The organism is Leptospira kmetyi serovar Malaysia str. Bejo-Iso9 (assembly GCF_000243735.2).
Lineage (GTDB): Bacteria > Spirochaetota > Leptospiria > Leptospirales > Leptospiraceae > Leptospira > Leptospira kmetyi.
In genome coordinates, this window is sequence record NZ_AHMP02000001.1 from 304428 (window position 1) to 314680 (window position 10253).

The 10253-nt window shown below is 43.6% G+C and carries 7 protein-coding genes; 5 read left to right on the plus strand and 2 right to left on the minus strand.

Annotated elements, in window-relative coordinates:
• The first annotated feature begins 23 nt into the window (after positions 1 to 23).
• Positions 24 to 1607 carry a phytoene desaturase family protein gene (locus LEP1GSC052_RS01460; RefSeq protein ID WP_020985425.1) on the plus strand — a complete coding sequence of 528 codons (1584 nt, stop codon included), beginning with the start codon at positions 24 to 26 and terminating at the stop codon, positions 1605 to 1607.
• Between the two features lie 135 nt (positions 1608 to 1742).
• On the opposite strand, the gene LEP1GSC052_RS21575 is transcribed toward LEP1GSC052_RS01460, so the two are convergent.
• The gene (locus tag LEP1GSC052_RS21575) at positions 1743 to 2480 is read right to left on the minus strand and encodes a hypothetical protein (RefSeq protein ID WP_010572273.1); all 738 of its coding nucleotides are present in this window, start codon (positions 2478 to 2480) and stop codon (positions 1743 to 1745) included.
• Positions 2481 to 2759: 279 nt separating this feature from the next.
• Between LEP1GSC052_RS21575 and LEP1GSC052_RS01470 the strand changes: the two genes are divergently transcribed.
• From LEP1GSC052_RS01470 to LEP1GSC052_RS01485, 4 genes are all read left to right on the plus strand, one after another.
• Positions 2760 to 3104: an ArsR/SmtB family transcription factor gene (locus tag LEP1GSC052_RS01470; protein ID WP_010572272.1), complete on the plus strand. Its 345-nt coding sequence runs from the start codon at positions 2760 to 2762 to the stop codon at positions 3102 to 3104.
• Complete coding sequence (locus LEP1GSC052_RS01475) at positions 3101 to 3619, plus strand: SRPBCC domain-containing protein (RefSeq protein ID WP_010572271.1); 519 nt, start codon at positions 3101 to 3103, stop codon at positions 3617 to 3619. Before LEP1GSC052_RS01470 ends, LEP1GSC052_RS01475 begins: the two co-directional genes overlap by 4 nt.
• 33 nt (positions 3620 to 3652) lie before the next feature.
• Complete coding sequence (locus tag LEP1GSC052_RS01480; protein WP_020985383.1) at positions 3653 to 4411, plus strand: helix-turn-helix transcriptional regulator; 759 nt, start codon at positions 3653 to 3655, stop codon at positions 4409 to 4411.
• A 70-nt stretch (positions 4412 to 4481) separates the two neighbouring features.
• Positions 4482 to 6371: an AMP-dependent synthetase/ligase gene (locus LEP1GSC052_RS01485; RefSeq protein WP_020985487.1), complete on the plus strand. Its 1890-nt coding sequence runs from the start codon at positions 4482 to 4484 to the stop codon at positions 6369 to 6371.
• Positions 6372 to 7024: 653 nt separating this feature from the next.
• Here LEP1GSC052_RS01485 and LEP1GSC052_RS01490 read toward each other — a convergent pair.
• Positions 7025 to 10219, minus strand: coding sequence for a SpoIIE family protein phosphatase (locus LEP1GSC052_RS01490; RefSeq protein WP_010572267.1), 3195 nt, complete (start codon positions 10217 to 10219; stop codon positions 7025 to 7027).
• Positions 10220 to 10253: the final 34 nt, after the last annotated feature.

Consider the following 10253-nt stretch of genomic DNA (forward strand, 5'->3'; position numbering starts at 1 on the left):
ATAGATTCGGGAGGATTTTGTCAATGAATATCGATCAAATAGGAAACGAGTTTGATATAATATTTGTGGGTTCGGGGATGGGAAGTCTCTGCGCCGCGAGCCTTTTGGCCCAATCATACGGAAAAAAAATTCTTATACTGGAAAAACATTTCCAACCCGGCGGCTTTACGCACGAGTTCCAAAGAAAACAAGGCAAGTATCATTGGGATGTGGGAATTCATTATGTCGGAGATATGCAGGAAGAAGGTCTTTGCAGAAAAATCTCCGATAAGATCACTCGAAAAAAAGTTCAATGGAAACGGATCGCGGAACCGTTCGAAAGATTGATCTTTCCTTCCGTTTCCTTCGACATCTACGGCGAGCCGGAAAAGTTCAAAGCGGATCTCGGAAATAAATTTCCGGAGGAAACGGAAGCGATCGAACGTTATTTCAAAGACATCAAAAAAACTTCGAACCTGTTCGGCAAATCGATCATGATGCGTTTGGCTCCCCCGCCTTTGGATTCCTTATCCGGACTTTTGGGAGAATCCAAAATCTTCACGCTCAAAGAATATTTGGACGCGAACTTTCAAAGCCAGGAACTGAAAGGAATTCTCGCCGCACAATGGGGAGACTACGGCTTACCTCCTTCTAAAGTTGCGTTCGCGATGCACGCGACTCTTGTGCAACACTATCTGCACGGCGGTTATTATCCGATCGGCGGAGCCGGAAAAATTTTCGAAGCGGTGGAACCGATCCTGGAAGAGTTCGGAGGCGCGGTTCTTTCTTCCGTGGAAGTAAACGAAATTCTAATCAAAGAAGGAAAGACCGTCGGAGTGAAAGTCAAAGCGCTTCGAGGAGAAGGATTGGAAAAGAATTTTTTCGCCCCGATCGTGGTTTCCTGCGCGGGCGCATATCCGACTTATATGAAGTTGATTCCCGAGAATTATCCGATTCCGTTTCGAAAAAGTCTAAAAGAATTTTATAATAAAGAAAAGATGACTACGAGCCTTTGTCTTTATCTCGGTTTGTCCGAAAGCCCGGCGAAGTTCGGATTTAAAGGAGAAAACTATTGGATCTTTTCTTCAAGCGATCACGATCAGAATTTTTCGGAAAGAAACGATTGGGTCGCGGCCGACGGAGAAATTCCAAACCTATATCTTTCTTTTCCGAGTCTGAAAAATCCGGACGCGAAAAGTCATACGATGGATGTGATCACTTTCACGGACTACGATCATTTTACTCAATGGAAATCCGAACCTTGGAAACGAAGAGGCGAAGAATACAAACAGCTCAAAGAGAAAATCACGGAAAGAATGTTGACCACTTTGGAATCCCGTTTTCCGGGGATCTCAAAAATCGTGGAATACTCCGAGTTATCGACTCCGATCACGAACGAACATTTCACTTCGCATCCCGACGGTGCGATCTACGGATTGGCCTGCGTTCCGGAACGATATAAAAAGGAAGAATGTCCTTGGTTCAACGTTCGAACTCCGATCGAAGGTTTGTATCTAACCGGAGCCGACGCGGCTTCCCCCGGAGTTGCGGGAGCGATGATGGGAGGACTTGCGTCCGCTCTTGCGATCGCCGGAAACGCGGAACTTCTAAAGGAACTTCGCAACTAAGTTATAAAAGTTGCATATAGATTCTTTGGGAAGAATGGAACGATCGAAACCTCCCTTCTTTCCAAAGAACAAACGGTTTAAAGTGTTCGATTTTTGATATATTCGAAAATCCTAAATTATCTTTTAGTGTCCGTATCAAAGTCGAACACAACCTTCCGGGCTACAACGAAACGAAACGTGCTTTGAATTTCGATCCAGCTCGAAATCCACGTTGAACGTGTGGAACTTTCCCTTCTCTTCGTGAAACTCCAAGCGCAGTTTATATTTTCCCGGCAAAAAGGCAAATTCGATCTCCTCAAAGCGGGAACGTTGAACGTGATATTGATACGAGAGCGTTCGTTTTTCCGAAGCGATATTCAAGGACAAAGGTTCCTGAAAACCTTCCCATGTAAGTAAAAAACGGATCTTGGGAGAATCGCCGATCGATTGAAGTTTTGTTTTTTGAATTTTATCGAGAACATTTTCCCAATTCGATTTCCAATACGGTTGAATCAAACTCATCCCCGAGTCCGATTTGTTATACGTTTCCCGATCGGCTCCGACTTGAACGCTTTCTCCGCCTCGATCATAGATCTTTTCCGTTCGAGTACCGATTCGATCAAAACGATTTTTCAAAACGGTCGCGTATAAATTTCGAAGCACTTCGGGATCGATTTTAAAACAAAGAATCTCTTCCTTTCGATCTTTCTTCTCTTTAACGTGTGAAAGTTCCTTTGAAAAATAGTATTCGGTATGTTCGGGTCGCATTCCGCCGCCCCGATGAAATTCCAAATAAAAATCGGCGGGCATGTCCTTCGGCAAAGCGCTCAAACAGAGCGGACAAAACGTTTGAACCAAGAGTAAGATTAGAAATTTGTTAAAAAATCCGCGCATTCAAAGTTATCCTTTGCATCGCGCGACGAACCGCACGATTTCAATTTCTGTCTTAGAATCCGTGGAATTCCAAACTTCACAACCCGAAAACGAAACGATCCGCATCAAAATACCGTAAGGAACCGATATTTCGGAATCAATTCGCGTATATTTTACATTCTCCCCTTCTTGGAAACCCGATCTCGAAACGAAATAAGGAAGGAACGGACCGAAGGAAAAACCCGGAAAAAAGATTGACTATATTCTCATATAACTACTTAATTATATAAGTATATAGCTATGCAACAACTCGACGCCACCTTTGCCGCACTCGCCGATTCCACCCGTCGTGCGATTCTTATGCGCCTTGCGAAAGGCGATATGACCGTTATGGAGCTCGCAAAACCTTTCAAGATGAGTCAACCCGCGATCTCGCGGCATCTCAGGGTTCTCGAACAGGCGGGCCTGATATCAACGACCGTCCGCGCACAAGAACGACCGCGGAGACTCGAGACGGCGCCTCTAAAAAAAGCCACCGATTGGATCGAAAAATATCGCCAGATGTGGGAAGAACGATACCAAGCGCTCGATGCGTTACTTGTAGAACTGCAAACGATACAAACTCAAGGAGATAAACGAAAATGAAAACGAACCAAAAAGAAGTGAAGATGGAATTGAGAGGCGACACGGAAATCGTATTCACTCGTTATTTTGCCGCACGCCGTGAATTGGTATTCGATTGTCACACAAAGCCGGAATTGATGCGTCGATGGTTGATCGGTCCCGAAGGTATGACGCTTGATACTTGCGAAGTGGATCTTAAAGTCGGAGGCAAATACTTATTCGTTTATGCGGACGCAAAGGGAAACCGATTCGGGATCTATGGAAACTATCGGGAAGTGAATGCACCGGAAAAAGTAACGAATACGGAAAACTATGCCACGGATATGCCGACCTTCAATTTGAAAACTGCGGTGGAAGATCCGAACGCTATGGTTGAAGCGAGAACCTTCACAACGGAAGGCGATTTGACTTTGATGACGCATGTCTGCAAATTTACTTCAGCCGAAGGACGCAAGATAGCGATGGAAACGAACCTCGCCGACGGTATGGGAGAATTTTATCAACCGCTCGATAAACTCTTATCCGAACTTTCGTGACTCGGATAAACTGGCGTACAAGGCCGAAGGACAATGAAGAATTTTTTGATATGGAATGATTTTGCTACGTATCGCGGAGACGGATTTGCAACGTTACGTCACAGTCATTTCTATATTCAAATCAGCTTACCCGATTCGGGCCGAGTTCAATTACGCACCCGCGATGGAGAATGGAAAACATACAACTCCGTTTTTATTCCATCGGGTGTGAGTCACGAGATGATACGAGTGGAAGGGAATCTAACGTTACTTTTTTTAGATCCGATGACCACGGGATATCATCTTTTTTATGAAAGAAGTTTGGCGGCGAACCACTCCGCATTTGAAGTCGGGGATATTTTCACGGACGAAAAGAAGGCTCGGATCACTTCGATTCTCAATCGATCCGATACGAAAGTGCGCGCGGAGATTCTTGAAATTCTCAATCAAGATTTTCCGATCCGAACGAAGGGCGCAATCGACGATCGGATTCAAAAAAGTATTTCCAATGTGGAGTTGGACGAATTCTCCCTTGCGAGCTTAGCCTTTGACGCTCGCTTATCCGTCGAACGTTTTCGTCATCTTTTTAGACAAGAAACCGGCGTTCCTTTTTCCGCGTATCGTCTTTGGTTGAAAACGAAGAAGGCCGTTGATAACTTGGCGAATCGTTCGCACTTAGCGGATGCGGCGCACGAGGGAGGATTTGCCGATCAATCTCATTTTACGCGCATCTTTCGTCGATCATTCGGAATCAGTCCATCCGACTTTACAAAAAAGAAAGAACCCTTTAGCGCGATCTTCTTTTCAAAATAGAAATAGCCGCTCCGTTCAAGACCGCTCTTCCCGAATCTGATATCGTCCCCGATATCGGAAAGGAGAATTCATGAGTTCTAAAATCACGGCGAAAAACTTGGCGGAATTATATTACGATACGGCGCAGAAATACGGCGATAAGCCCGCGTTTGGGACCAGAAATAAAAACAAAGAATTCGTCACCGTAACGTTTCGTGAAGTTTATGAAAGCGGCGTTGCGCTCGCAACTGGTTTAATCGCGGATCTCGACTTGAAGGCCCGCGAACACGTGGCAGTCTTATCGGAAAATAGAAAAGAATGGATCATTGCGAACTACGGCATCTTGTTAAGCGGCGCGGCCGACGTTCCGCGCGGGACGGACGTAACCGACGGAGACATTCGTTACATTCTCCCCCATTCCGACGCGAAAATCGTATTCGTAGAGAATGAAGTTATCCTCAAAAAAGTTCGGAATAATTTAAGTCATCTTCCGAACGTCACTCATATCGTTCTTATGGATGAGGAAGCGCGCATAACGGATGATAATATTATCCGAATGGCGGATCTCATTGCGAAGGGAAAAGAATTGCGGGCTTCCGGTAACCGCAATGTGGAAGAAAGAGTCGCGGCGATTCGACCCGACGATCTGTTTACCATCATCTATACTTCCGGCACCACGGGTGAACCGAAAGGCGTCATGTTGACTCATGCCAATATGATCTCTCAATTACGGAATATTCCGATTGAGATCGGACCTAAAGATCGCTTTCTTTCGATTTTGCCAGTGTGGCATAGCTTCGAAAGAGTGTTTCAGATGGGAACGATCGCGACGGGGGCCGGACAATATTATACGAATATTCGAAACATTAAGGAAGATTTATTGATCGTTAAACCGACATTCATGGCCTCGGCGCCTCGATTGTGGGAAAATATCTTCCACGGAATTCAGTCGAAGATTCAATCCGGATCGACGCTTAAAAGAATCTTATTTAAGAGCGCGTATTTTTGCGCTCTTAAGGTTCAACGTGCCCTCAATTTTTTCAAAGGAAACGAACTCGATTTAGAAGGACGGAATATTCTTAAATCCTTATGTATGTTCGGACAAAGTGTTCTGAACATCGTCATATTCTCGATTCCTTATATGATTTTGGACTTGATTGTTCTTAAAAAAATTCGACAAGCTACCGGCGGAAAATTGCGCGGCACCGTTTCCGGCGGAGGCGCGCTTCCTTTTCATATAGACGAATTTTTTAATGTGATCGGAATTCCTCTGTTTGAAGGATACGGTTTGACCGAAACTTCGCCCGGTCTTGCGTTTCGCACACCGGATCATTTGGTCATCGGGAGCGTGGGCCCCCTGTTTCCCGAAGTGGAAATCCTTCTAAAGGACGTGGAGAACGGAAATATTTTATATCCTCCTCAAAAAGGAGTGAAAGGCGAAGTTCATGTTCGAGGTCCTCAGATCATGAAAGGTTATTATAAACGTCCCGATGTCACTGCCAAGGTGATCCAGGACGGTTGGTTTAATACGGGCGATCTTGGATTGATTACGTATAACAATACTCTTAAGATCGTAGGTAGGACGAAAGAGACCGTCGTTTTACTCAACGGAGAAAATATAGAACCCGTTCCGATCGAAAATAAACTCGCACAATCGCCGTTCATCGATCAAGTGATGGTTGTAGGACAGGATCAAAAATTTTTAACTGCCTTGGTCCTTCCGGTTCTCGATCGGTTTCAGGACTACGGGAAAACTTATCCGGAACTCGCGGCGAATCCGATCGTGAAAGAAAAAATTTTGCGCGAAGTAAAAGACGCGATGAATTCGGAAAACGGATTTAAGAGTTTTGAAAAGGTCGGAGATATTCGTTTGCTTCCGAAGGCATTCGAAGTGGGCGACGAACTTTCCGCAAAGATGTCGATCAAACGTCATGTCATCACGGAAAAATATCAAAAGCTGATTGATTCCATGTATCAGTGAATTGAATGGGCGGGGCGATCGTGGAATATGGGAGATGCCGCAATATAATCACAGTGGGATTTATAGGTGAGACAAAATTACAAACGAATCCTTATCTTTGATAAGAAAATAAAGAATGTATTCTTATAATCTCCGAAAAGGGGGCTTCGAAAACGAAAGAGCCGCTCAACGGTCACTCGACGCTCTCTCGTTCGATACTGAAGTTTCCCTCTCGTCAAAAAAACGCGCGTAAACCGAAACACCGAGGAGATAGCTGGCCTACAACAATTTCGATTTACACACGGACGAAATGGATCAGAGAAGAAAATTTTTACGCTTTAGTACCAAATACGACCCCATCTTCTTGAATACAAATTCATAAAACACTTCAAGGAGACGACCCATCGCACAAAAACGAAAACCGACGTTCTTCTCTACGAGTGGAAAGGTTTGCATTTCTCGAATTGAGTAAAGTCCAATGGATAGACTCATATGGTATCTATGCAAAACCCAAACGCTCTCTAACCGAATACTCTATCGAATCGATAGCGAACTCACTTGAACAAAACGGCTTTCACTGAAGAATTTCTTTGAAAGTAACGGCTATCGATAAACGGTAGACTAACGTCTCAATTCGAAACGATTGCGTTCAAAAGGAAAATCTTCCTTCGGAATCAAATTTGATTCTTATGATTCGTTTCAAAAGTAAACTCGCGATTTATTTTCTGAAGAGTTTCCAACAGACCCAAAATTCTTTGATTGGCCGGTTCTATTTCAAGAGCGTCTTTCGCTATGCCCGCCGCTCTATCGTATTTTTTTAAAATGATATAGATCCGCGACAGATTGACTAAATTCTTAATATGTTTCGGGTTTCGAAGACGTAATCTTTCTCCGAAATCCGCGGCCTTTTCGATTTCTCCTTCCATTCTAAACGCATAAGATGCCACGTAAAACATTTCGTTATCCAAAGGATGGAACTGGATATATTCTTCCGCGTAACGCGCCGCTTCGCGGTACAGGGCCTTCTTCATAAATAAATACGCGAGATATTTTTTAGTGATCGGAATTTTATCGTTCAGCGATTCGATCTCTTCGAAAAGGGTAATCGCCTTTTCTACGTTATTCTCCTTTGCCGTCTCTTTGGCTTGGTGAAAGAGCGTGACAACCTCGTTCGTGTTGAAATTTTGTTTCCGAGGAACTCCACTTAAAAAACATTCGGATTCCTTATAAGAAATCCGGACCAAGGATAAATCGTCGGTCAACCGTCCGGAGGCGGAAATGAATTCGAAGATCGATCCGAGATCCCCTTTTCCTTTCTTAACATATTCCAAAAATCGCGTATGATCGTCGTTGATGAGTTTTTCTCCGTTTTCGTCGATACCGATATGGATATCGTCCTTGCCGTCCGAACTTGCGATCACTATATCCTCCGGCTCTAATTGCAAAGTATGAACGTATATATTTCCGTTCATTCCTCCGGTGCCGAGTTTTCTAAACATCAGATCATTTTCGATAAATGTGGCTTCACCCTTTCTTAAGAGTACCGTCCAGGGATGTTCCGCGTTCAGGTGGTATAGAATTCCAGCTTCGTCGTCGATCAAACCGATCACGGTCGAAACCAACATGGAACCGTCAAAACTTTCAAACACCTTATGCAATTCCATAAAGGCGTTTTTGATCCATCTTTCCGGAGAATAATCTTGAACGAGTTTCGTCATCTTTGTACGTTCGATGATCGCTTCAAAGACCGCACCCAACACAAGCGCGCCGCCCGCGCCTTGCATCGACTTTCCCATCGCGTCGGCGTTTAAGAATACGGTATATTTTCTATCTCTGAGTTGAATCCGATTCGAGATGCTGATATCGCCTCCGATTTCGGAATCGTATTTTCTAAACTTAAACTTCTTCTTTTGATTGGTGAAAAATTCCACCTTTACGTTTTCCTGAGCGGCTCGATTGGCTCCCAAAGGTTTCAGAAGTAAGGACATCAAAAAATAATCTCCGTCTTGTTGATCCTTGAGCGTTTTGACTTCGTCGAGCGTAACCTCCAACTCCTTTGTTCGCTCTTTTACCTTGAGTTCCAATTCTTCCGCATATCTTTCCAAACGATTGCGAGCCGTTAACAAACCTTCCGCCATATGATTAAAGGACTGAGCGATAAACCCGATTTCGTCTTCGACGACCGGGACGAGACGGTATTCTAAGTTTCCGGAATGAACCTCGCGCAATCCGATTTCGACTTTATTCATCGGATCGATCAACGCATACCGAAAGAAATATTGAAATCCGAACGTAACAACGAAGACAACGACGAAGAGGCACAATAATAAAATGAACGAAGGATAATGAACATAAGCGCGATAGGATTTGTAATCGAAACCCACTTCGTAGATCCGTTCGGATTTAATATCCACGATAAAATAGGAAACGAAAAAGATTTGAAAGTCTTGTCCTTTATCTCCGCGAACCCATCGGCTCCGATAAATTCGCTCCCCTTCTTCGTAAATCGGCAGAGTCGAACTTCGGAATAAATTCTCTAAATGAGTTTCCGAAGCGTTTTTCCGAAGCTCCGAAACGTATTCCGAACGGATCACATCCAACATCGGCGAAAGTCGGGAATCTTTTTCCGTAAGTAATTTTGAAATCGCGTTTATATCTTTTTTCTCGGCAGTAAACGTAAATTTATTATTGATGATCTTTAACTTTGCGGCGATCTCCCGAAATAAAGAAATCATATCCTGATCGGTAACGATTTGATTTCCTTTCGTTTGCAGAAAATATCGAACCGCTTCTTTATAACCGTAAAATTCTTTAGGAGCGTTTTCTAATATTTCCGAAGAGCGCTTCCATCGTTCCGTTCCGTTTAAATTTCCGAGACCGCATAAACGATTTCTCAAATTCAGATAGTTCGCTTCCAGATTACTTTCGTGGATCCAAGCTGAATCGAATTCCCCTTGTTTCAGATAAGTGCGACCGCTTCGAGTGTCATAGTAAGTCATATAACTCAGGTTCCGATATTTCTCCGCTTCCTGAATCGCCAACTTCGCTTCTTTGAACTGACTTTCGTCGAACGTGGTTTCAAATTCGTTGATGATGAAATAGGCTACGATCTGAATCACCAAAAAAAACGTAGCCATTGTGATTCCGATAATACGACTTAGAATCGTGGTTTTCTCCTTTGCCACGTTTAAGTATACGACCAGAAGAAGAAAAAATCCGAACACGAACGACAGATCCACCGTCTGTTGATAAGCGATTCTGGAAATCGAACCGTTACGACTCAAAATATTTGTGGCAACGGGTAAAATCGTAAGGATACAAAATGAGGATAGCAGATACAAAACCACCCTTCGATCTCTTCCCGTTTCCAAAATCACTCTCCAAATTCCGAAAGAGATCATGATCAGATTGAAGACCAATATGATCATTGAAAAAAGCATATAGAAAGAATATGTTTGAAAATCCCAATAGTGATTTCCTTTAACAAAAACGCCCTGAGTAGAATACGATAGAAAGATAAAATAGGTTTCCACAAAAACGACGATTATCAGCAGAATCGAATAGACCGCTTTTCCGAGTTTAACGAATTTCGGAGTCGGAAAATAAAACAGTACCAAAGTGAATTGCGCTAAAGTCAACAGCGGCATCGGTATGACGATCCACCTATGATAAACCGCCCACGGCTCCAAGGTGAAAAATCCGACCGCGTATGCGAAATGAAAAAGAGAAGCGAAGACGGAAGCCAAACCCAAATGTACCGCAACCCTGCTTTTCTCTTTGATGATCAGAAAAAAGACCGCGATATACAGACAAAAAAGTGCGGCGAGTATTGAACCGAAGGAATAAAAATTCAAGTACGCAAAATTCATGGGAAAACCTCGTAGCAAAATTATAAACTTCCGC

Excerpts from the sequence above, each read along its gene's own strand:
- LEP1GSC052_RS01485 (WP_020985487.1), top strand. The coding sequence starts at position 4,482 with ATGAGTTCTAAAATCACGGCGAAAAACTTGGCGGAATTATATTACGAT.
- LEP1GSC052_RS01460 (WP_020985425.1), top strand. The coding sequence starts at position 24 with ATGAATATCGATCAAATAGGAAACGAGTTTGATATAATATTTGTGGGT.
- LEP1GSC052_RS21575 (WP_010572273.1), bottom strand. The coding sequence starts at position 2,480 with ATGCGCGGATTTTTTAACAAATTTCTAATCTTACTCTTGGTTCAAACG.
- LEP1GSC052_RS01470 (WP_010572272.1), top strand. The coding sequence starts at position 2,760 with ATGCAACAACTCGACGCCACCTTTGCCGCACTCGCCGATTCCACCCGT.
- LEP1GSC052_RS01475 (WP_010572271.1), top strand. The coding sequence starts at position 3,101 with ATGAAAACGAACCAAAAAGAAGTGAAGATGGAATTGAGAGGCGACACG.
- LEP1GSC052_RS01490 (WP_010572267.1), bottom strand. The coding sequence starts at position 10,219 with ATGAATTTTGCGTACTTGAATTTTTATTCCTTCGGTTCAATACTCGCC.
- LEP1GSC052_RS01480 (WP_020985383.1), top strand. The coding sequence starts at position 3,653 with ATGAAGAATTTTTTGATATGGAATGATTTTGCTACGTATCGCGGAGAC.